Source organism: Roseomonas sp. KE0001, from assembly GCF_016107285.1.
Taxonomy (GTDB): Bacteria; Pseudomonadota; Alphaproteobacteria; order Acetobacterales; family Acetobacteraceae; genus Pseudoroseomonas.
The window spans coordinates 1-22,449 of the sequence record NZ_RCVQ01000017.1; the positions used below are offsets into that span (position 1 = coordinate 1).

A 22,449-nucleotide genomic window follows, 5' to 3' on the forward strand; every position below is an offset into this window, starting at 1 on the left:
CCTGTCAGGCTTCATTCTCTATCACTCTGCACAAATTGCTGTCCCGCCTGACAGCCCGGATCAGGCTTTGCCGGTGTCGATGGCCTGGCCCAATGAACTGTAAGTCTTTGTCTGTTTTGCCGCAGATCGCAGCGGAGCGCCACGACGCTCCTCAATGGCCTCCAGCAGCAGGCGGCCCCGATCGGCCCAGTCGAAGGCATCCGCAGCCGCGGCGAAGGCGCGCTCCTGCCAGGCATTGAGCTGCGCAGGCTGGTCGATGACGACCTGGACACGCCGCAGCAGGCCATCCAGCTCCGGCTCCAGCAGCATCTCCGCCTGCACCTCCGGCGGCAGGCCGCTGGCGCAGGCCGAGAGCGCCGCCACGGGCACGCGGTTGAAGATGTATTCCAGCAGCTTCATCTTGAAGCCGCCGCCGATCGGCTCGGCCAGCACCGCCATCCGGGCGGCCGCCAGATGCGGCGCCGGATCCTCGACGAAGCCGGTGAAGCGGGCCGCCTGGTAGCGGCCCTCGAGCGTGCGCCGGAAATCCTCCGGCATGTCGCCGACCACGCGGATCTCGATCCCCGCCCGGGCCAGAATCGGATCGGCCTTGTCCAGGAAGATGCGCAGATTGGCCTGCTTGGCGGACCAGCGGTAGGAGCCGAAGAGCACCACGGCGCGCGGCGTCTCCGGCCCGATTCGGCGGGCGGCCACCCGCGTGCCGTCATAGCCCGGCACCAGGGTTAGCACCCGGGCGGCCGGCGCATCGGCGGCGAAGAGCGCCGCATCGGCCTCGGTGATGGTGGTGACGAGGTGGCTGTTGCGCGCGATCCAGCGTTCGAAATGCCGGGTCTTGAGGTAGTTCTGCCCCAGATAGAGCCGCTTGCCGAGGGAGGCGGTGGCATCGCGCCACTGCATCCCGGTCACGCTCGCCTCATGGTCATGGGTGACGAAGACGAAGGTCGGATCGCCGGCGAAGAGATGCCGGTGCCGCAGCGCCCAGCCCATCCCGTACTGGTCCACCACCACGGCCTGCCAAGGACCCTTCCGGGCCAGCTCGCCCAGCGCCGCGCGATAGGCCGGCACGTCATGGCGCGCCGCCACCAGGGGCATGGGGCTGGCCAGGGCCGGCAGGCGCCCGCGCGGCTGGCCCGGCACGACATGCCAGGTGATGCCGGACATCGGCTGAGGCGGCACCTCGGCGGCGAAGCCGGCGAAGGTCACCTCCGCCCCCGCATGTCCCAGGGCGCCCGCCAGTTTGGCGGTATAGATCCGGTCTCCCGCCGTCCAGGGAAAGGGCAGGGTCCGGGCGAGCCAGAGGCAACGGGTCATGCGGCGATCTCCGGGACAGCGCGGAAGCCGGGCGCCTCGTCCCGTGCCGAGAGCTGCTGGATGTGGTCCGCCAGCCGCAGCGCCAGGGCGACGATGGTCAGGGTCGGGTTCGCGTGGCTGCTGGTCGGGAAGACGGCGGAGCTGGCCACGAAGAGATTCGGCACGCCATGCACGGCGCAATCGGCGTCGACCACGCCGTCCCGCACCGTCTCCGCCATGCGCGCCGTGCCGATGTGATGGCCACCGACCGGGGTGGAGGCCCGCACCTCGGCCTCGATCGTGGCATCGTCGAATTCCAGCTCGGCGCAGCCGGAGCGGGCGAAGGCGGCGCGCGCCACCTTCATGCCGCGCACCAGGCTGTCGATGTCCTGCGGGTGCAGCCGCCAGTCCACCTTCAGCCGCGGCATGCCATGCGCATCGCGCGCCGTGGCCAGGGTCACGCGGCTGTCGGGATTGGGGATCTGCTCGGCATTGACGTCCAGCGGATAGCGCCCGTCCCGCGCGCGCACCACAACGAAGGGCAGCTTGCGGCTGGCGAAGGTGCGCTTGCGCAGCCAGGCCTGGCCGAAGCGCAGCACACCAGGGGAATCCCGCAGCACATTGGTGGCGTGGGAGAACCAGAAGCGGCCATCCCGCACCATCTTGCCGCGGTTGGCGATCTCGATGGTCGCCAGCTTGCGCCGGTATTCGGGCAGGATGGCGTCCTTCACCAGATACATGGCCGAGAGCACGCCACTGCCATGCGCCGGATCGGCGATGAGCGGATAGTGCAGACGGAAGATGGTGTTCAGCAGCCCCTCGCGCCGCTGCGCCTCGGCGGAGAAGGAGAATTTGCGGCGGACATAGACGCCGTCCTCCGTCATCTCGAAATCCAGCGCGACCGGCCGGTCGGAAGGGCGCAGGCGCAGCCGGCCGAGCGTGTTCTCGGCATGACACATGTAGTAGCGGCCGAGCGCTCCGCCGGCATTGCCCAGCCCGCCACGGCGGCTGCCGTCGGAGGCCATCAGCAGGCGCGGCACCTCCAGCCCGCCGGAGGCCAGCACGTAATGCCGGGCCCGCACGGTGAAGCCGCGCCCCGGCGCACTGGCGCCTTCCAGCCGCTGCACCGGCCCGTCGCCCTCCGGCGTCACCAGACGGAGCGCCTGGGCGTTCAGCAGGATGCGGACCGCGGGCGCGGCGGCGAGGCGGGCGAAGGTGGACTTGCCGAAGTCTGTGGGCCGGCTGAAGCGCTCCAGCCGCGAGGCGACGATATCGGGATCGCTAAAGCCTTCGATGGTCGGCGGCGCGGCGGGACCGAGCGCCTCCGACACGTCATAGGCATAGGCCCCGGCCTCGCACAGCTCCTGCGCCCGGGGATAGTAGGCGGCCAGATCCCTCCAGGCGATCGGCCAGCCGCTCATCGGCACCCAGGGGCGCCGCTCCAGGTCGATCGGGTCATAGGGCACGCAGCGCCCTCCCCAGATGGCCGTGGCGCCGCCCAGCACGCGGCGGCGGTACATGTGCGGCGGGGAATGCGACGAGCCTTCGGCGACCTCGCCGTTCAGCCCTTCCTGCGCCGCGGCGTCGAACTTGCGGCCACCGGCCTCCAGCACCAGCACGGACAGGCCGCTCCCCTCCAGCGCGCTGGCCAGGGAGAGGCCGGCCGCGCCACCTCCGACGATGCAGAGATCCGCCTCCAACTCCACACCGGGAGTCAGGGACAAGGCGTCGAGGATCATGCCGAGGTCTCCAGGGGCCGCGAGGGCGGCGAGGTGATGGAGCGGGCCGCCTCCACGGCCTCATCCAGGTGCCGGGCCGAGGTGGTGCCGACCAGCGCCACGGACCGTTCGAACTGCAAGGCCACCCGCAGGGCCGCTGCGCGAGCCGCGGCATCGCCCGCCTGTCCCGCGAAGATCTCGCGCAGCATCAGGCCGATACCCTGGCCCGCAGCCTGCGTCAGGGCCGGGCGCATGGCCTGGGCCACGTCCAGGGGCAGTTGCAGGGCCGCGACCGAGGGCAGGCGCAGCGCCTCCCGGGCCGCCGCGCCGTCATCGCAGGAGATGCCCCAGGCGCGCAGCTTGCCGGCCTGCACCAGGCGGTCAAGCAACTCGAAGGGCGCGCCCTGGCGGATGGCCTCGGCCGAGGGGCTGTGCAGCAGGAAGAGATCGATCCGCTCGATGCGCAGGCGCCGCAGGCTGGCCTCGACCGCACCTTGCAGATGCGCCGGGGAGTAGTCACGCGGCAGCGGCGCGGCCCGCCGGCTGGCGATGGCGCCCCGCAGGCCAGGCAGGCGGTGGACCAGTTGGCGCAGCGGCGACTTGGCCAGGGCAACGACACGCTGCGTGGCGGTGAAGCGCTGGCCGGCCTTGGTGACGATGGTCACCTCATCCCGCCGCCCCGCCAGGGCGCGGCCGATCAGCCGCTCGCTCTCCCCCTGGCCATAGATATTGGCGGTGTCGAAGAGCGTCACGCCGGCATCCAGCGCATGGCGAAGCAGGGCCTCGGCCGCTGCCCCGCCGCAACCGCTCAGGGTCGATCCAAGGCGGCTGCAACCGAGGCCGAGGATGGAGGCGGACAAGCCGCTACGATCGCCCAGGAAGGTCACGGGCAGACTCAAGGTCATAGGGCAGGCCTGGTGCTAAGGGGCGCCCAACCGGGCGGCGTGGAATCCTGAACCGCCGCCGGCCGCTTGGGCAGGACGCAGAAGATCAGGATCAGGATCTGCAGCCGGGGGTCGAGCAGCATGCCGCCGAAGGTCATGTAGCCGATCAGCATCGCGGTGCTGATCCAGCCCGAGGGGCTGGCCCGGAACAGGGCGGTCAGGAAGAACGGCCAGAAGACCGCCGAGCCCAGCAGGCCATACTCGAACAGGATCTTGGCCCAGGCCGGATCATGCGCCTCGTAGGGCACCAGCTTGGCATGCTGGGCATAGGAGCCCGGCCCCAGGCCGAAGAGAACATCCTGCGCCGAGGAGAGCAGGAACTGGCCGATCAGCCAGGCGCCGGCGATGAAGCGGGCCGTGGCGCTGGAATTGTCGCTGCCGAACTCGTTGATCCGGTTGAGCAAGGCATCGGCGTTCCACAAGCCGCCCGTGACCAGGGCCAGGACACCCACCGCCGCCATGGCCGCGATGGCGCCATAGGCCCGACGATGCAGCAGCACCCAGGGCAGCAGGAACAGCAACAGGATCAGGCCGGTGCCGGAATAGGAGGTGGGCAGGGCGATGAAATAGAGCAGCAGGCGCCAGGTGGCACCGAAGAACAGCAGCTCCAGAATGATGGCAATCGCCAGATACTGGGAGAACGTCGATGGTTCGAGCAGGAAGAAGCCATTGCTCTTGAAGTAGGGCGAATCCCAGGTCAGGGGATTGGCCGTGTTGAAGTTCGGCAGCAGGAATTCCTTCGGAACAATGTTGCTGAAGGTGAAAAGATCCGCCGAATTCATGAAGAACTGCGCCACATACTGCGCCACACCCAGGACCGCGCAGACCAGAACCATCTTCTGAAAGGCCCGGACGCAGCCCTCCAGCACGCCCTCCGGGGAGCGCAGCGAGAAAATGAAGGGCGCATAGATAATGAGCATCAAGGCCATGGAGGGCACCGAGGCGGCGCCCGCATTCATCGCCAGGCTGAGCGAAACCACCGTGGCCAGGACGAAGAACATCGCCGTCCGGACCGGATCGAGCACGAAGGCGCCGCGCAAGGCCAGAAGCAGCATGACCACCAGGGTCACGATCAGGTTCAGGGCGATGCTGTCGTCGCCTGCCGGCAGCCCGAAGCGCTGCAGGAAGATCGAGGCGAAGAGCGCGACCATCAGGCAGCGCCGGACGAAGGCGGCCTCCGCCGTCTCTCGCGAGGCCGCCTGTTCCGGCTCCTCGCCGAACGACAGGGCAGGCCCGGTTGGGAAGACTGGCTCCGAAGCGTCCAGCCGCAGGGGCGACATCATGATCAGCTCACACAGCCAGAGAAAACGACGGAAAGGCCTGAGCGCGGCTTCCGCTCTGCTTGCTGCACCGCGAAGAGAGGTTTACGAAACCTCCCAAATCCCATGGCGGTGTCCTACAGCAGGCCGGTATCGGGAGCCAAGCCTGACCCAGGGCCGTGCCGGAGGGGGAACAACCGGCGAGGCGGGCAGGAGCAGACGAGGCCATGGCGAACTTCCCCCGAAGCGAACGGAGCCCAGAGGACGGCGCCCAGAGCGAGAGCATGCCACCTCCAGGCAGGCGTCAGAAGTATCCGACGGGGTGGCGACGAGCACCGTCGGTGTGAATACACCAGAAAATGGTCTACTGATCCTCTTAATGGTGCATTTTCTCAACCGCGAGCCACTTTTATGTGAGCAATGCACGATTATTTGGACAATCGCGAGGCTCGTGGTTATGGAAAGATGCACCTGGTGGCCAGAGCTCGTCGCCTCTTCCGGCGCCTCGCCGATGCCCAAGGGCTGGCACCCTTAAGTTTCTGATGTGGCCTTCATGAGGCAGAACGTATGCGCCTGACAGACCTTCTGAGCCTTCTCTGGCGACGCAAGCTGGCCTTGGCCACTGCCGCCGTCATCACTGGCCTGCTGGGCTTCGTGATCACCAAGTCGCTGCCGATCCGCTATTCGAGCGAGGGTCTGCTGCTGGTCGAAAGCCGGGATCAGAGCATTCCCGAGCTCAACCAGGCGGCTTCCCTCAATACGCCCGGCCTGCAGCGCATCACCACGGAGGCGGATATCCTGCGCTCGCGCCGCCTGGCCGAGCAGGTGGTTCGCGACCTCGGCCTCGAGAATGCGCCGGAGCCGCCCAGCCGTGGCCTCGCCGCCCTCTTCGCCCCGGTCGGCGCCTGGCTGCGGGGTGTCGCCGCCGATATCGACGCCTGGCGCATCGCCCTGCTGGGCGAGAGCACCGACCCCGCTCTGGCCGACCGCCCGGTCGACAGCATGAGCCTGGCGGTCGAGAATCTGCAGCGCTACCTCTCGATCGGCACCGCCGCCAACAGCAATGTCGTCGCCGTCCGCTTCTCCTCGCCCTTCCCGGACGAGGCCGCGAAGGTCGTGAACACGCTGATGAACCGCTACATCGAACTCGAGGTGGCGGCGAAGCGGGACACCACCCTGCAGGCCAATGAGTGGCTGACCTCCCGGCTGGAGACGCTGCGCCGCGAGGTCGAGGAGGCGGATCAGAGGATTCAGGCCTTCCGCCGCGAGACCGGCCTGCTGGAGACCTCCCAGGGCTCGGTCAGCACCCTGCAGATGAACGAGCAGCAGGCCCGCGTCGCGATGGCGCGTCAGGAACTCTCCCGCGCCCAGGCCGCGCTCGACAGCGCGCTGCGCTCCGGCCAGCGGGGCAGCGCCTCCAGCGAGGTGCTGGGCTCTCTGGTGATCCAGAGCTTGCGCGACCGCGAGGCGGAGATCGGCCAGCGCGCCGCCACCCTGGCCCAGCGACTGGGCGCGCGGCATCCCGAGCGCCTGGCCGTGGAGGCCGAGCTGCGCGACATCCAGCGGCAGATTGGCAACGAGACCGGCAAGATCGTCTCCTCGCTCCGCCGCGAGGTGGACGCCGCCCGCGCCCGCCTGTCCGATGCCCAGGAGCAACTGAACAGCTCGATGACCACGGCCCGCAGCGGCGCCGAGAACGAGGTCGTTCTGGCGCAACTGACGCGCGAGGCCGATGCCAAGCGGCAGATCTACCAGGCCTTCCTGACCCGCACCGAGCAGACCCGCCTGGCCTCGGCGCAGTTCCCCGCGGCGCGCGTGATCTCGCCGGCGGTGGAGCCCTTCCGTCCGAACGGCCCGCCAGCCTCCGTGGTCGCCGCCTTCAGCGCCTTCATCGGCTTCTTCCTGCTCGCCGGCATCCTGGTCCTGCGCCGCATGGCCCATGGCACGATCAGCACGGTGCAGGATCTGGTCTCGCTGACGGGCGTGCAGAACGCCGGCAGCCTGCCGGCGCTCGGCCGCGGCCGCCGCCGGCGCATGCCGGCCCTGGTGCTCGATCAGAGCCAGTCCGGCATCGCCGAGACGCTGCGTGCCCTGCGGCTGACCATGCAGTCGGTCGCCGGCGGCGGGCCGGCCAATACGGTGCTGGTCACCTCCTCGGCCATCGGCGACGGCAAGAGCACCGTCGCGGCCTCGCTGGCGCGGCTATCCGCCGCCGACGGGCTGCGGGTGCTGCTGCTGGAGACCGACATGCGCCGCCCGCAGATGTCCTCGACCTTCGGCGCCCCCTGGGCCGGCCGCAGCATCGAGGCCGTCCTCTCGGGCGAGACGCGCTTCGAGGATGCGGTGCAGGTGGATGAGCGCTCGGGCCTGCACACCCTGCTCTCGGACCGTTCCTCGCCGCATCCGCAGGCGCTGATCGAATCCCGCCAGTTCGCCGAGCTGATCAACCGGGCCCGCCGCGAATACCATCTGGTGATCCTGGACAGCCCGCCGATCATGCGTGTGGCCGATGCCGTGGTGTTGGCCCAGCACAGCGACGCCGTGCTCTTCGCTGTCGGCTGGGAGCGCACCTCCCGCACCGTGGTGATGGAGGCGATGCGCCGCCTGCCGCGCTCGATGCGGGCCCGCATGGCGACCGTGCTGACCCGGGTGCGGCCGGGCCGTCTGGACCCGCTGGGCTATTACGAGGGCTATGCCAAGAGCGCCTCGCCCGACCTGAAGCGGCTGCCGGCGCCCGGCGCCTGATCCCGGAACGCCTGCCGTTCGCGCATGGAAAACCCCGGAACCGAAAGGTTCCGGGGTTTTTCGTGGCCGATGTGAAGGCCGCCGGGTTTAAACCCGGCGGCATCCATGGTGTCAGAAGCGGCGCTCGAAGACGGTCACCACATCGCCCGGCTGCAGCACCGACTGGCGGTCGCCGCGGAACTCCCGCGCGACGCCATCCTCGCCCAGGCGGGTGATGGAGACGTAATCGGTGACGGCGCGATAGTTGAAGCCGCCCACCACGGCCACGGCGGAGAGGACCGTCATGCCGGGCTGGTAGGGAGTCTGGCCGCCACGCTCGACCATGCCCAGCACGAAGATCGGACGGTATTCCTGGACCTCGACCGCGACCGAGGGGTCGTTGAACAGGTTGCGGCTGCGCATGCTGCGCGCGATCGCCGTTTCGGCCTGGGTGGTCGTCAGCCCGGCCACCGGAATGGCGCCGACCAGCGGCAGCGCCACGGTGCCGGTATCGGTGATGCGAAACTCGCCGGTCAGGCGCGGATCGTTGAAGACCGTGACGCGCAGCTGGTCGCCCGCCCCGAGCCTATAGGCGCCCGCCGTGGTCTCCGGCAGCGGTGGCAGGTTGGCGCCGGGCGTGGCGCAGGCGGCCACCAGCAGCGACAGGCCCAGCACCATTCCGCGCAGCGCACGAGGGCCAGCGGCAGTCAAGAAAGCAGGGCGAGACATGGGGCACTCCCGGAATAGAGAATTCTTGAGAAAAGCATGACACTGTATCAAAGACTGTCACGCCGGTGAACGCACGTCACATTGAAGCGGCCACGCTCGAGGCCCCGCGACTACAAGGCGAAGCGCAGCCTGACTTGAAACTGGTTGATCCCGTATTCGCGCGCGCCATCCGGCGCCGAAAGGCGCTCCGTGTGCTGATAGCTGGCGAGCACCGACATGTTGCGGTTCAGCAGCCATTGCGCGCCGACCAGGACAATACCGTCGGTGACATTGCCCTGCTGCGGATAGTCGCGATGCTCGGCCCGCAGCTCACCGGTGACGATGACGTTGCGCAGAAGCTCATGGTCGACGGTGAGCCGTCCCTGGGTGCGCGTATAGCTGACGTTGCTGGCGCGGATGGATTCCTCGATGGTGCGCGAAACCGCCAGGGTCGCCGTGGTCAGCTGCGTCGGCAGATAGGTCAGCTGGCCTTCGAATGCTGGCCCGCTCAACGTCTTCAATGCCGGGGAATCATAGGTCCGTTCACGGTAGCCGGCCAGCAGGCGGGCCTGCCAGAGGCCTGTCAGGTCGTAATTGATACCGGCCTGAACCTCCCAGGTGAAGGAATCCCGCCCGCTCTGGCCGGACTGCTGGTAGTTGATGTCCTGCAGGCGGACCAGGGTCAGGATCTCGCGGCCCTCGACAATGCTGTAAGCCGCCTGGACCTCGCCTAGGATCGTGTCGTAGTCATTGACATTGTTGAAAACGCGGACGCCGTTGACGTCCGAATTCTCATAGCGAATGGTCCTATATTCCGCGGTGCCGGTCAGGGCCAGGCGATTGAAGGCCGCGGTGCCACCGACCAGGAAGATGTCGCTGTCATAGGGGATGGGCTCGTTCAGGCCGCCGGCCTGCACGTCGAAATTGTCCACCTCGAGATGCGAGCGGGTGTGCGTGTAGCTGGCTCGCAGAGATGAGGCCCGGCCGATATCGTAGCGGCCGGCGATGCCGACGCTGAAGTCGTTCCAGTTCTGATTGCTGTTGCTGAAGTGCTGCCGGCTCGATTGCGAGGCGGTCAGGCCCAGCGCATGCCGCGTCCAGAAGCTGTTGGCCGAGACATTGACGGTCTGCGCGAAGAAGCCGTCTTCCACGTCCTCGCCCGTGCCGGGCTGCAGGTTGTCGTCATAGCCCACGCCGGCCTCCACCGCGCCGTCGAGGCGGAAGCCGGAGAGGCGCACGCCAGCCGGATCGTAATCGGGCCGCGGCCGGGACCGGACAGTGACGCCACGCTGGGTGTCCTGCGGGCTCATGGTCTGCGGCGGCTCAGGGGCCGATTGGGCGTGAGCAGGCGCGGCCATTCCAGCCATTGCGGCCGGAATGGCGAGAGCCACCAGACCGTGCAGACAGGAGGCACGCCATGATGGGAAGGGCCGGAGAGAAGGGGCGGCAGTGTCTGCCTTCCTGCCGGCGACGTTCTTCTTCTGCAGACGCATTCAGAGGGCCCTACCCAATCTCGTTCTCTCCCGCATCCCTATGCATGCGGCATGGGATTGTCCCATGAAAACCCACCGGATCAAGCCTTTGCCGCACGTCCCGCGAGAGTGTCGATACAACCGTTGCTTTTCTGCACGCACCTTGCCGACGGCCGCTCAATGCCTTTGCGCGCCATGCGACTGGGGGGTTAACTCCGGGCCACGCTGACCAGTCTTTGCGAAACGGGCGGTCGCGACGGATGCAGGAGGACACCTTCATCAGTCAGTTCCACCCGCGCTTCCGGATAGGCCGCGACAGCAGGAGCAAGGGACTTCCTGAAATCTCTCTTGAAGGTATGCAGTTCTGAATAGCTGGAGCCAAACTGATCCCTCAGGGCGGTCCAGCGCACTGGCGTCGGACCGCGTAGCGTGTGCAGCCTGTAGGCGAGCCAGATGTAGAGATCGAGGCTGGCGCTGCGATTGCCGAGTTCGCGCAATGCGGTCTCCTGCAACGGCACCGGATGCTGGCGCATGGCATCGAAGAAAACCTCATCAAGAACCACGCGGTCATCCCACATTTCGGTCTGACGGAGATCCTCGCCCTGCTCCGAGAAGCGCAGGCCGGAACGCACGAAGCGGCCCGCCGCCCAGCCTTCCGTGCCCTCACCCTCCCAGAAGAATTTCAGGCTGCAAGCGGCGATCCGCGCCGCCTGCTCGCGCAATGCCTTGCCCGTCTCGCCGCCCCAGGAAAGACCCATGCGACCCAGCCAATCCCGCATGGAGCGGCCCAGCTCGACCTCGCGGCTGTTTGTCCTGGCGGCCTGGGTCTGCAGGTAGAGCAGGATCATCCTGGCTCTGGCGCCATACGGGACGCCATGCAGTTTCGGCGCGCCACGGGCCAGCCTGAGACGACCGGGCTCCACCAGCAGCGTGACGCGGTGCCCCCGCTTCTCCCAGGCGCTGTCATCGGGGAGCCGCTTGTGGGGCAGGGATGTCAGGCAGAAGCCCGTATAAGTAATCCCAATGCGGCTGGCATCATCAGCCAGGACCTCCGCAGCGATATCCACCAGGGCCTTGCGCTCCGGAGGGACCATGGCGCGCGCCTGATCCCTGCCATGGAGTAGGACCAAGTGGCGTACACCATGCGCTGCATCTTCCTGCATGGCCCTCTCTGCCAAAGCTTGGCCCTAGTTGCCGGGAGAGGATGGCTGCCGTCAATGGGGGGATAACTCCGGTCTCTATGTAGTTAACTAGTAGATTCTTATTAGTTGAATCCGGAGTTATCCCCCCGGGATAAGCCCGCTTTTCGGAGTTAACCCCCCAATTCCCGGAGTTAACCCCCTGGGATAGATGCCTTGTCCTGTGGATAATTCCTGACCGCCCGGAAGGGTCGGAGTTATCCCCCCGGGACAATGTGGGCGAATCGGGCATGGTCTACCGGCCCCGGAAAACCGAAGGGCGCGGCCCCTTCGGAGCCGCGCCCTGAATGTTCTCGACAGCGCCCGGCGACGTCGTCAGGCCGCGTAGAGCGCGTCCTGCTCGGAGCGCAGCCGATCGATCATCCGGCCTTCCGGAATCTCGACGTCGTCATAAGTCAGCACCGCATCCTTCGGGACATCGCGCTTCAGCGTACAGCCGAAGGCCAAACCCATCGGCAGCAAACCCTCACGACGCGAGGTCGCGTAATCTTCGCACTGGCCGTAACTCATGTAGCCGCCCAGGGCATCGATCGTCTCGCCCGCCTTCAGATTGATCTTGGCGGTGGTGATGACATCGACGCGGGGGCCATCGATCGGCTGGATGACCGGATCCTGGCACAGCACGACTCGCGCCACGGAAAGCGGCACCTCGAAATGGCAGAGGTGATAGGGCGTGTAGAAACTGTAGAGTGGCCCGGTGCCCAGCTTGTACAGGTTCAGGTAGTGCTTCTGCTTGGGATCGTCATGCGTGGCCAGGACATAGACGCCAGGGCCCGGCTTGCTGCCGACGACATAGTCGACGACGCCCCCCTTTTCCCGCAGCATGTCGATGTCGTAGGACTTGGTCAGTTCATCGACATGGCCGGCATGGTTGAGGCCGATCATGCCGCGCCGGGCCACCGTCATGCCCGTGGCATTGGCGACGATCGCCTGCTCGAAGCTGATCTTGGTGCCATCCGCGAAGCTGGTCACCATGTAGGGATCCTGCCCCCATTGGGCGGCAAAGCCGGCCTGGGTGGTCGGATTGCGGTAGGGATCCTGCAGCCCCTTGATATTGCCGCAAACCAGCGGCGTCAGGCCGATGGAAACCACGAAGCGGTAGAGATTCATCTGCACGCCGGGCTGGTCGCCGTCGCAGCCCGTGAAGATGACACCCGCCGCATCGGCCTTGCGCTTGAGCAGGGGCCCGACCGTCGCATCGAGCTCGGCATTCATCGAGACCATGTGCTTGCGGTTCTCGATGGCCGCCAGGGTGATGGCGGCGCCGTATTCGATGGCGCCGGTGGCATCGATCAGGCAATCCAGGTCCGGATTGCGGCAGAGCAGCAGCGGATCCTGGGTGATGGCGGCCCGGCCCTGGCGGATGCAATCGGCCAGGGCATCATCGGTCTCCACCACCGCGATATCGGTGACGCCGGCCTGCTCGAAGGCCAGGCGGGCCTTGTCGAGGCTGCGATTGCAGATCACCGCCAGCGTCATGCCCGGGACCGAGTTGACGATCTGGTTGGTGACGCCCTTGGCCATGAAGCCGGCCCCGAACATGCCGACCAGGACCGGCTTGCCGGAAGCCTCGCGCTGCCGCAGCAGCCTGTCATAGATCATGATGGTTCTCTCAGCGCCTAGCGCAGGCCGCGCAGTTGCTCGACCCCGTGGAAGTCGGGATCGAAGGCCGGCCAGTTGAGGTCCTTCTCGGAGGCGATCTCCGGCTGCAGCGGCCACTCGATGCCGAGATGCGGATCGTTGTAGCGCAGGCCACGCTCACCGCCGGGCATATAGGGGTCGCTGACCATGTAGAAGGCTTCGGTGTTGTCGCGCAGGGTGATGAAACCATGCGCGAAGCCCCGGGGGACATAGAGCATCTTGCGGTTCTCGGCGCTCAGCTCGACGCCGAACCACTTCCCCTCGCTGGGTGAGCCGGGGCGCAGATCGACGATGACGTCGAACAGCGCACCCTGAAGGCAGCGCACCAGCTTCACCTCCGCGGCCGGCGGAAGCTGGTAATGCATGCCGCGCAGCGTGCCCTTGCGGAGGCTCAGGGAGTTGTTCACCTGAGCGTAGCGGCTGACCAGCCCCGCTTTGGCGAACTCGTCCTCGCAGAAGGCCCGGGCGAAGAAGCCGCGGTCGTCGTGCCGCGGCTCGATCTCGATCACATAGGCGTCCTGCAGCGGGGTCTTGCTGAAGATCATGCCGGCACCCGGTGACGCTGCTCCAGATTCTCGTTCACCGAGCCGGAATTGATGTGCCGCTCCAGCGTCACCAGGCGGATGGCCGGCGACTTGCGGTAGTCGCGATCGGCGAAGCCCTGCTCCTTCAGCCGGTCCCGCAATTCGGCGATGGCGCCGTCCAGCGTCTCCTGCGGCTGATGGTCCGGGGCGAGTTCCGCGTAAAGCGAGAAGTCGACCTTGTAGGAGCGCTTGTCCGGGGGGGCCTCGGTCGCGATGGAAACCTTGGCCTCCGGAAGAGCCCGGCCAACCGCCTCCGCCAGATCCCGCACCTGATAATTCCAGCGTGCCGAGCCGACATTGACGGTCAGGAACTTGCCGCCATTGTCCGGCGAGCGCTGCACGGCCCATTCGATGGCTCGCGCCATGTCGCGCACATGGATCAGCGGCCGCCAGGGCGTGCCATCGCTGAGCACGCTGACTTCGCCATTGGCCAGGGCGCCGGCGACGAAATCATTCAGCACCAGGTCCAGACGCAGCCGCGGCGACATGCCGCAGGCGGTCGCGAAGCGCAGGCAGCTGATGACCATGCCGCTGTTGTCGAGCGCGCGGAGGGAGTCCTCGGTCGCGATCTTGGACCGGGCATAGGCCGTCAGGGGGTTGAGCGTGTCGCTTTCCACCCGGGCGCGGCCCTCGGAGGCGAAGCCATAGACGCTGCAGCTCGAGGCGAAGACGAAATGGCCGACACCGGCTTCCGCCGCCGCCTTGGCGACCTTGACGCTGGCTCGGTGGTTGATCTCGTCCGTCACCGCCTCGAAGCGCTGCCCCATCGGATCGTTCGAAATGGCGGCCAGATGCACCACCGCATCGAAGCCCCGCAGATCTTCCGTGGTGATGTCGCGGACATCGCCGAAGCGCTGCTCATTCAGCAGGGTTTCGGGCAGCGGATCGCGGGTGGTCAGGCAATGGCCGAACCAGCCGGTATCATGGCCGACGAGATAGGCTTCCGGAAATGTCTCGCGCAGACGCGCCACGACGACGGGGCCGACATAGCCCATATTGCCGGTGATCAGGATACGCATTGGGTGTTCAGCCCTTCCACACGCGCCAGGGAGCCTTGCCAGAGGCCCAGAGGCCTTCCAGATGACTGCGGTCGCGAATTGTGTCCATCGGATGCCAGAAACCGTGATGCTGATAGACCGACATCTGGTTGTCAGCCACCAGGCGCTCGATCGGCGCGTCCTCCCAGACCGTGTCGTCGCCCTCGATATACTCGCCAACCTTCGGGCTCAGCACGAAATAACCGCCATTGATGAAGCCGCCATCGCCCTGGATCTTCTCCTTGAAGGCCTTGACGCGGTTGCCTTCCAGGCTGAGGGCGCCGAAGCGACCGGCGGGCTGGGTCGCCGTCAGCGTCGCCAGGCGGCCTTCCTGCCTGTGCAACGCGATGGTCGCGGTGATATCGACATCGCCGACACCATCACCATAGGTCAGGCAGAAGGCTTCCTCATTGGCCACATAGGGCAGGATCCGCTTGATCCGGCCACCGGTCATGCTGTTCTCGCCCGTTTCGACCAGCGTCACACGCCAGGGTTCCGCCCGGGCGTTGTGCACCTCCATGGAGTTCCTCTCGAAGTCGAAGGTGACATCAGACATATACATGAAATAGTTTTTAAAATACTCTTTAATGACGTTCCCGCGGTATCCGAGGCAGACAATGAAATCATTGATGCCATGAGCGCTGTAGATTTTCATGATATGCCAAAGGATCGGGCGCCCGCCGATCTCAACCATTGGCTTTGGCCTGATGCTGGTCTCTTCTGCGAGCCGAGTACCCAGTCCACCAGCCAGGATTACCGCTTTCATCTTCGACGCCCTTGCGACCACAGGAAGGTTGAGGAGCCACAGGATCTGCGACCCGGAGAGGTTGCCCAAATCTGCGGCGCGCGTACAAATTTGTACAGCTCACGACGCGATGCGTAAAAATTGCAAAAAAGCTTTTTTATTTAAAATGACAATGTTGAGATTGGCGCGTTCCACGCGGCCCTGGCCGGCCCCTCCTTGGGGTGGCGGCCAAGCTGGCGGCTCGTTTCTCTTACCGGCTTCACAATCCCGAAAATGCATTCGCCTTTCGCTTGTATGCGTCGCAAAAAAGCGAGAGAGAGTAAGTTATAAGGACTTCGGTCTCGCCCCTTCCACCCGGGCCTACCCGGGTACAACGATGAGCAGCAGCATGGACAAGACTCAGATCACCATCGGTATGCCCGTCCGCAACGGGGGTGATCAGATCAGGGTCGCGATTGATTCCTTGCTGGCGCAGACCCACAGCGACATCAAGCTGGTCATTTCCGACAATTGCTCGACCGACGACACGCTCGAGATCTGCCGCGCCTATGCCGAGCGCGACCCCCGTGTCATCGTTCATGCTCAGGAAAAGAACCTGGGAATTTGCGGCAACTTCCGCTTTGTCCTCATGCAGGCCGATACGCCCTATTTCATGTGGGCCTGCCATGACGACATCTGGGAGCCCGAATTCGCCGAGCGCAACCTGCACAACCTTCTGGCAAATCCCGGGGCCGTGGCCAGCACCTCCCGGGTCGCCATGGTCTCCGTGGACGGCAGCCGCGCCCTCTCCAACGGCACCTACCCGCTGCAGGGCGATGCCCGGGAGCGCCTGGTCCGCTTCTTCTGGGATCCTGGCGAGGTATCCCGCTTCTATGGTGTCTTCCGCACTGAGCCGCTGAAGCGCAGCTTCCCCGAGGATATCGATGTCTTCGGCTATGACTGGATCGTCATGGCCCTCAACCTGCTCGAGGGTGAGCATCTTGAGTTGCCGGAAATTCTGCTGGCGCGCGAGGATCATAGCGAGGACCACTATCATCGGACCCTGGTCCGCAAGGAGCCGCGCCGCCTGCACCGCTGGATGCCGCACCTGGGGATGATGCAGGTTCTGCGGCGAAAGCTGCCGCCGGAATTGTGGCAGGCCTGCCGCGCCCGGGTGCTTCGCCGGAACATGATTCAATCCCTGATGTATGCAAAGTACCGTGTTCCGGCCGTGGCGCCGCTGGTCAAAGGTCTCTCCGCCCTGGAAAGGAGCAGGCTTCGTCTGCGCAAGCCCGGGCGGCTGGAGATCAGCGGCTAACTCCTCCTATTGGACCGGTTACAGGCTCGACTTAAACCAAAGGTAGGCTTACGATTTATACCACTCGCCAAATGGTCGAATCTTCTTCCTGATACGCTCCGTCGGCGCTACTGTCTTTCCTCGAGATATTCATGCGAGAAGTGCAATTGCCGGGGTGAAAACCCCTGGCCGCTGCCAATATCCCCGTATGAAGATCTCGATATGAAAGAGGCGGGATCATGTCGCTGATATCGCAGTCGCCTACCCAGCTGACGCGGCAGAATCAGAGTCATAGCCTGGAAGTAAACTTCCCGGACCTGGAAGATACGGCGGAATCCGAATCTTCGCCCGCAAGAGGGATCTTGATCGGCTTCGCCTTCTCCTTGCTGATATGGGCAGGGATATTCGGATTCTTCTTCAGGTAGTTTCGGCGCTCCTTCCTGTACTTTCTTGAAGAAGCGGCCTTAATTTCCTGAGGTAGGCCTTGTAAAGTGGCGTCTGCATTGGTTTGACGTGACCATTTTCATGCAGGAGCCAGGGCGTAATGCACAGCCCATCGGGGACGGGACGTCCCTTTGTCAGCATCGCTGTCCCCGTCCTGAATGAAGAACACTATATCACCGCCTGTCTTTCCTCCCTTCTGGTCCAACTGGATCCGCAGCAGGGCGAAATCCTGGTTCTCGACGGCGGTAGCACGGATCGCACCTGCGAAATCGTTGAGGAGATGCAGCGGAAGCATCCGCACATCCGCCTGCTTCACAACCCTGCCCGCCTGCAATCCGCCGCCGTCAATCTGGCCGCCCGTGTCGCATCGCCCGAAAGCAGGATCCTGCTCCGCGCCGATGCCCATGCCTGGTATCCGGCTGACTTCCTGCAACGCGTCGTCACCGCACTTCAGGAGCAGCGGGCGACCTCGGTGGTGGTGCCCATGATCACCGCCGGAAATGGCGCCATGCAGGAGGCCATCGCCGCGGCGCAGAACAGTCGCTTCGGAAATGGCGGCTCGGCCCACCGCATCCGACCGGCGTCGCAGTGGGTCGAACACGGGCATCATGCCGCCTTTGACCGTGACTTCTTCCTGTCCATCGGAGGCTACGACGAAAGCTTCACCCACAACGAGGATGCGGAGTTGGATCATCGGGCGATCGCAGCCGGTGGTCGCATCTGGCTCTGCGCCGAGGCTCCGATCACGTACTTTCCGCGCAAGGACCTTCTGTCCCTGGCCCGGCAGTATATGCGGCATGGCGGCGGCAGGGCGCGAACCCTGGTCAAGCATCACCTGACACCCAAGCCGCGGCAGATGGCGCCCGTCATCGCCTTGCTGGGGAGTGTGATGGGGCTGCTCATCGCCCCCTGGTTTCCGGCCGCTCTTCTCCTGCCCCTCGCCTATGCCGGCCTTTGCCTGGGATGGGGGGCCTGGATGGCGTGGCGCACCGGCAAGGCCTCGTTGCTGGCCGCCGGCCCCGCCGCGATGACGATGCATCTGGCCTGGGGATGGGGATTCCTGCGCAGCCTGTTCCGCCACAAAGGCGCCCTGCGCCGGCAACCGCAATCCTGATCAACAGGCGGCCATTCTCAAACGGACTCTCAGGCCTGCTGGCCGGTCATCCGGCGCGGCAAGGCCAGCAGATGGGGGCGCAAGGCATTGCTGGCCAGGACGCCGGCCAGCAGCGCGATGCCAGAGGCCGCAACGGCCGTGATGAGGCGCGCCGGCAAGGACGCGAAGGCCTCCAGGGGCAGCCTTGCCAGCTCATAGCAGACCGCAATGACGAGCAATTGGGGCAGGACGCTGACACTGACCCAATGCAGCGCCTGGCCACGCAGCCTTTGGCGGAAAGCGGTCCGGGTGAACAGAAAGAAGGCCAGCAGATTGGTGGCGGCCAGGCAGACCGCCGGCAGGACAACGCCATAGAGGGGCGTCAGCAGCAGGATGGCGGGCAGATAGAAGGCGCCGCAGATCAGGTTGATCTTCAAGGCGGTCACGGGATCGCCTTCCGCCATCTGAAGCGCATGGGAGGGGCGGCACAGACCGCCCAGCGCATAGGCGATGGCCAGGATCGCCAGGACCGGCGCGAAGTCACGCCCGGCGGACGGGTTGCCGCTCAACAGCTCCAGAAAGGCGCCGCCGAAGAAAACCAGGGCCCCCGTGGCCGTCAGCATTAGCACGAAGGTTGCCTGCGAGATCGAGAAGAACAACTCCCGCAACTCGGCACCACGCTCGGCACTGACATAGGCTGACATGCGGGGAAAGGCGGCGGTGATCAATGGCGTGGTCAGCCGCACCATGGCGGAGCACATGGTGGCGACCAGCGAGTAGGTCCCGAAGACCGACAGCGGCAGGACAGCGCTGATCACCAGGGAGTCGGCAATCTGCACCATCGTTCCGGTGGCCGCGGAAGCCATGTTCGCCACGGCGAAGCGCATGGTGCGCCAGATCAGATCCATCTCCAGACGCTGCCGGCCGAAGGAAGATGGAACGTTGCGGCCAACTGCGATCGCGAAGGATGTCGTCTCCACCAGGCTGGCCGCGATCTGGCTCCAGAAAAAGGCTTCTGCCGTCGGGGCGACGAAGGCGAGCGCGCCGAGCCCGAGGCCGAGGCGCAGGAGGCCTGTGCCGATCAGGAGGAGATTGCACAGGACCTGCCGCTCCAGCCCTTCCAGCGTCGCCTGGAAGATGCCGCGCAGCCGTTGGACAGCGATGCCGACACCCATCAGGGTGATGGCCCACTGCACTTCGCCAGGGGTGATATGCTGCGGCCGTAGCCAATAGGCGGCGATCCATGGCGAAAGCAGCCAGATGGCCAGAGCCAGGACGACGGCAAGTCCTGTGTAGATCAGCGTGAAGTTGAAGACCAGGCTGCCGGTCCCGGAAGGGTTCTCAACCTGGTTTCGCGCCACCAGACGCGTCACCGTCTGGCCGAGGCCAGCATCGAAGATGGCAGCCGCCGTCAGCAGAACCGCGAAGAAGCCAATCAGGCCATACTGCTCGGCCCCTGCCAGACGGTAGCCGCCGAAAGCGATGCCTGCCTGCACGGCGAGGGAGACGGCCATACCGGAGAGGTTGGCAAGCACATTGCGCGCAATCATGACAGGCCCTCAGCACCCTTCACGCCGTGCTGCTTCCGCCGGTTGCGAAACCTGCAGGCATCTCGAACAGCCACAGGGCCGCGGCATGCCCTCTGCGGGCAGTCCTGCGACCAGGGCAAGCCTCGATCAGAACAAGTTGTCCGGTCGGACGCCGCTCTAGTAGGCGCCGCGCCGGACCAAGACCGCAGGCACGGTCTGCAGCAGGATCCGCAGATCCTGCCAGAGGGAGAACTCGCGCACGTAACGGCAGTCGAGGGCAACGCGCTCGGCATAAGTGGTGTCGCTACGGCCGCTGATCTGCCACAGACCCGTGATGCCCGGACGGACGGCGAGATAGCAGACCGCGGCAACGCCATAATGGTCCGTCAACTCCTCCTGCACCACCGGGCGGGGGCCCACCAGACTCATCTCCCCCCGCAGCACGTTGAAGAGCTGGGGCAACTCATCCAGGCTGGTCGCGCGAAGGAACTTCCCAATCCGCGTGACGCGCGGATCGCGCGGCAGCTTCCGGGAGGTCGCCCACATCTGAGCGGCTTCCGGATTGTTCACCAGCAGATCTTGCAGCACGGCCGCCGCATTGGGGACCATGCTGCGGAACTTCAGGCAACGAAAGCTTCGCCCCCCCTTGCCGACCCGCGAATGGCCAAACACCGCCGGACCACCATCCAGACAGACCGCGAGCGCAATCAGCAGGAATGCTGGCGAAAGGACAATAATTGCAAAAGACGACAGAATGATATCAAGGAAACGCTTGGCAGAATAATGCCAGCTTGGGCTGATTGACTTGGCCAGACCATAGGACTCGGCATGATCAATATGCAGCTCTGTCGAGTTCTGCATACGAATATTGTGTGGCCAATTCGTATGAGTCATGGCGCAACTCCGGTTACAAGCGGCCAGCGGCATTCAAACGCTTACGTCTCAAAATACACACAGAGCCCGCGGCATGAAGATTAATTTTGAATTTATTGCTGGAATGTCTCTCAACAGTTTGTGTTCTGAGAGTCCCACAGCCAATTCAAGACATTCGCGCTTTTTGTATACACGCTAAAGTTGTGTTCTCTGCGTGTTCTGATCCCTTGGTCCGCGGTGGCAGGAGATTCCGTCCCTGGGCTGCTGGTCAGGCTGTGCTCGCCTGTTGGGCCATAAGTCTGCACATAAGCCGTCATCGTCTCAGAGCGGCTATGCTGCGGCGCTTATAAACCATGAGAGTAAGCTTTTGAAACCACACTTCCGCGAAAGCGCGCGTCGGGAGCTTTTGATGGCCCTAGCGTCATGACAGACCATCAAACCTTGGTTTGGCATCGTAAAATCGGGCCGGAAAGGGACGGCGCTCCCCGCTTCGTTGTCTATCTGCGGGTCTCCACGGAACGGCAGGGCCAGACCCGGCTGGGATTGCAGGCGCAGCGCGATTCTGTGGCGCGCCATCTGGCCATGACCGGTGGGCAGGTGCTGGAGGAGTTTGAGGAGGTGGAAAGCGGCCGCAGGAATGATCGGCCGCAACTGGCCATGGCCATGGCCAGTTGCCGTCGCCAGAAGGCCACGCTCCTGATTGCCAAACTCGATCGGCTGACCCGGAACGTCCGCTTCCTCCTGGAAGTGGTCGAGGGCGCGGGGGAGGCTGGCGTCGCCTTCTGCGATCTTCCCGCCCTCCCCCCTGGGCCGGTGGGCAAGTTCATGCTGACCCAGATGGCCGCGGTGGCAGAGTTGGAAGCTGGCCTGATTTCGCAGCGCACACGGGCGGCCCTCGCCGTCGCCAAGGCGCGCGGTGTCCGGCTGGGCAACCCTCAGCTGAGGCCCGGAACAACTGAAACGGCGCGGCATGCCGCTCAGGCCCGGAGCCGGCAGGCCTCGCTTCGGGCGGCGGAGATCTGGCCCTATCTGGAGGAAGGGCGACAAGCGGGCGCCACCAGCCTGCAGGCCCAGGCGCAGGCGCTCAATGCGCGCGGCATCCCCACGCCGACGGGGCGCGGCCTCTGGTCCGCCACCCAGGTCCGAAGGATCCGGCTGTTGCGGGAGGAGGCGCTCAGGCGATAGGATCAAAGGAGAGAACCTTATAAGGTCATAAGGTCCTGTCCTCTTCAGGTTTCCGGCAGTGAAGGTGAACCGTTGCGCATCTATGCCTTGATCAGCCAGAAGGGGGGCGCTGGCAAAAGCATGCTGGCCAGGCAATTGGCAGTCCTGGCCGGTGAATCCGGCCGCAGCCTGCTGATCGACCGCGATCCGCAGGCCACATCCGGCAAGTGGTGGCAGCGGCGACAGATGCTTCAGCCCACCCCGGCCGAGCCGGATCTGCTGGACCTCGGCAACACCAGCCTGACCATGGCGGCGAAAGCCCTTGGCCGGCAGGAAGGAAGCGTCTTCATCGACACGCGCCCGGCGGTCACCGAACCGGAGGCGGAAGCGGCGCGGGTGGCGAATCTGGTTATCGTTCCTGTCCGTCCCTCTTCGGACGATCTGGAAGCGGTCGGGGAGACGCTGCGTATTCTTCGCCGCCTGGACCGGCGTGCCGTCCTGGTCATCAACGCCGCCAAGAATGAGATGCGCGCGCGGGACGCCAAGGCGGCCCTGTCACGCTATCCGGTGCCGGTCTGCCCGATCCATGTGGGCGACCGCGCCATCTATCTCGACGCCTCGCTGGAAGGCCGGGGCGTAGGGGAGATGAAGGGCGCCGCGGCGCGCGATGCCCATGCGGAGCTGCGTGCCATCTGGAACTGGATTCAGGACACTGCCCATGACCCGGACTAACAGGAAAGGCCGGTCCC

Annotated in this window: 18 protein-coding genes; 5 read left to right on the forward strand and 13 right to left on the reverse strand. The window is 65.4% G+C overall.

The window, feature by feature from the left end:
• Positions 1 to 60 precede the first annotated feature (60 nt).
• The 4 genes from D9598_RS19825 to D9598_RS19840 are packed head-to-tail and all read right to left on the reverse strand — an operon-like array spanning position 61 to position 5,235.
• Positions 61 to 1,311 carry a glycosyltransferase gene (locus tag D9598_RS19825; protein ID WP_198368219.1) on the reverse strand — a complete coding sequence of 417 codons (1,251 nt, stop codon included), beginning with the start codon at positions 1,309 to 1,311 and terminating at the stop codon, positions 61 to 63.
• Complete coding sequence (locus D9598_RS19830) at positions 1,308 to 3,029, reverse strand: FAD-dependent oxidoreductase (protein WP_198368220.1); 1,722 nt, start codon at positions 3,027 to 3,029, stop codon at positions 1,308 to 1,310. The genes D9598_RS19825 and D9598_RS19830 overlap by 4 nt, the downstream gene beginning before the upstream one ends.
• Positions 3,026 to 3,913 (reverse strand): aldo/keto reductase, encoded by an 888-nt coding sequence (locus D9598_RS19835; RefSeq protein ID WP_198368221.1) that lies wholly within the window; start codon positions 3,911 to 3,913, stop codon positions 3,026 to 3,028. Before D9598_RS19835 ends, D9598_RS19830 begins: the two co-directional genes overlap by 4 nt.
• Complete coding sequence (locus tag D9598_RS19840) at positions 3,910 to 5,235, reverse strand: hypothetical protein (protein WP_198368222.1); 1,326 nt, start codon at positions 5,233 to 5,235, stop codon at positions 3,910 to 3,912. Before D9598_RS19840 ends, D9598_RS19835 begins: the two co-directional genes overlap by 4 nt.
• A gap of 543 nt (positions 5,236 to 5,778) precedes the next feature.
• Between D9598_RS19840 and D9598_RS19845 the strand changes: the two genes are divergently transcribed.
• Entirely contained in the window at positions 5,779 to 7,956 is a 2,178-nt protein-coding gene (locus D9598_RS19845; protein ID WP_198368223.1) for a polysaccharide biosynthesis tyrosine autokinase, read from the forward strand.
• Between the two features lie 111 nt (positions 7,957 to 8,067).
• On the opposite strand, the gene D9598_RS19850 is transcribed toward D9598_RS19845, so the two are convergent.
• From D9598_RS19850 to rfbF, 7 genes are all read right to left on the reverse strand, one after another.
• Positions 8,068 to 8,613 carry a polysaccharide biosynthesis/export family protein gene (locus tag D9598_RS19850; RefSeq protein ID WP_232477471.1) on the reverse strand — a complete coding sequence of 182 codons (546 nt, stop codon included), beginning with the start codon at positions 8,611 to 8,613 and terminating at the stop codon, positions 8,068 to 8,070.
• 161 nt (positions 8,614 to 8,774) lie between these two features.
• Positions 8,775 to 9,953 carry an outer membrane beta-barrel protein gene (locus D9598_RS19855; RefSeq protein ID WP_198368225.1) on the reverse strand — a complete coding sequence of 393 codons (1,179 nt, stop codon included), beginning with the start codon at positions 9,951 to 9,953 and terminating at the stop codon, positions 8,775 to 8,777.
• Positions 9,954 to 10,324: 371 nt separating this feature from the next.
• The gene (locus D9598_RS19860) at positions 10,325 to 11,209 is read right to left on the reverse strand and encodes a replication protein RepA (RefSeq protein WP_232477472.1); all 885 of its coding nucleotides are present in this window, start codon (positions 11,207 to 11,209) and stop codon (positions 10,325 to 10,327) included.
• Between the two features lie 420 nt (positions 11,210 to 11,629).
• Positions 11,630 to 12,916 carry an NAD(P)H-dependent oxidoreductase gene (locus tag D9598_RS19865; protein WP_232477473.1) on the reverse strand — a complete coding sequence of 429 codons (1,287 nt, stop codon included), beginning with the start codon at positions 12,914 to 12,916 and terminating at the stop codon, positions 11,630 to 11,632.
• 17 nt (positions 12,917 to 12,933) lie between these two features.
• Positions 12,934 to 13,500, reverse strand: coding sequence for a dTDP-4-dehydrorhamnose 3,5-epimerase (gene rfbC / locus D9598_RS19870; RefSeq protein ID WP_198368227.1), 567 nt, complete (start codon positions 13,498 to 13,500; stop codon positions 12,934 to 12,936).
• The gene (locus D9598_RS19875) at positions 13,497 to 14,558 is read right to left on the reverse strand and encodes an NAD(P)-dependent oxidoreductase (RefSeq protein ID WP_198368228.1); all 1,062 of its coding nucleotides are present in this window, start codon (positions 14,556 to 14,558) and stop codon (positions 13,497 to 13,499) included. The genes rfbC and D9598_RS19875 overlap by 4 nt, the downstream gene beginning before the upstream one ends.
• 7 nt (positions 14,559 to 14,565) lie before the next feature.
• Positions 14,566 to 15,342, reverse strand: a complete 777-nt coding sequence (gene rfbF, locus D9598_RS19880; RefSeq protein WP_198368249.1) for a glucose-1-phosphate cytidylyltransferase — start codon at positions 15,340 to 15,342, stop codon at positions 14,566 to 14,568.
• Positions 15,343 to 15,709: 367 nt separating this feature from the next.
• Between rfbF and D9598_RS19885 the strand changes: the two genes are divergently transcribed.
• Entirely contained in the window at positions 15,710 to 16,618 is a 909-nt protein-coding gene (locus tag D9598_RS19885) for a glycosyltransferase family 2 protein (protein WP_198368229.1), read from the forward strand.
• A gap of 523 nt (positions 16,619 to 17,141) precedes the next feature.
• Positions 17,142 to 18,155 (forward strand): glycosyltransferase family 2 protein, encoded by a 1,014-nt coding sequence (locus D9598_RS19890; protein WP_198368230.1) that lies wholly within the window; start codon positions 17,142 to 17,144, stop codon positions 18,153 to 18,155.
• Positions 18,156 to 18,184: 29 nt separating this feature from the next.
• On the opposite strand, the gene D9598_RS19895 is transcribed toward D9598_RS19890, so the two are convergent.
• Both D9598_RS19895 and D9598_RS19900 read right to left on the reverse strand, forming a co-directional pair.
• Positions 18,185 to 19,684, reverse strand: a complete 1,500-nt coding sequence (locus D9598_RS19895; RefSeq protein WP_198368231.1) for a lipopolysaccharide biosynthesis protein — start codon at positions 19,682 to 19,684, stop codon at positions 18,185 to 18,187.
• 156 nt (positions 19,685 to 19,840) lie between these two features.
• Entirely contained in the window at positions 19,841 to 20,557 is a 717-nt protein-coding gene (locus D9598_RS19900) for a sugar transferase (protein ID WP_198368232.1), read from the reverse strand.
• A gap of 402 nt (positions 20,558 to 20,959) precedes the next feature.
• Between D9598_RS19900 and D9598_RS19905 the strand changes: the two genes are divergently transcribed.
• A complete protein-coding gene (locus tag D9598_RS19905) occupies positions 20,960 to 21,721 on the forward strand; it encodes a recombinase family protein (protein ID WP_198368233.1) in 762 nt (253 codons plus the stop codon).
• 72 nt (positions 21,722 to 21,793) lie between these two features.
• Complete coding sequence (locus D9598_RS19910) at positions 21,794 to 22,432, forward strand: ParA family protein (protein WP_198368234.1); 639 nt, start codon at positions 21,794 to 21,796, stop codon at positions 22,430 to 22,432.
• Positions 22,433 to 22,449 lie beyond the last annotated feature (17 nt).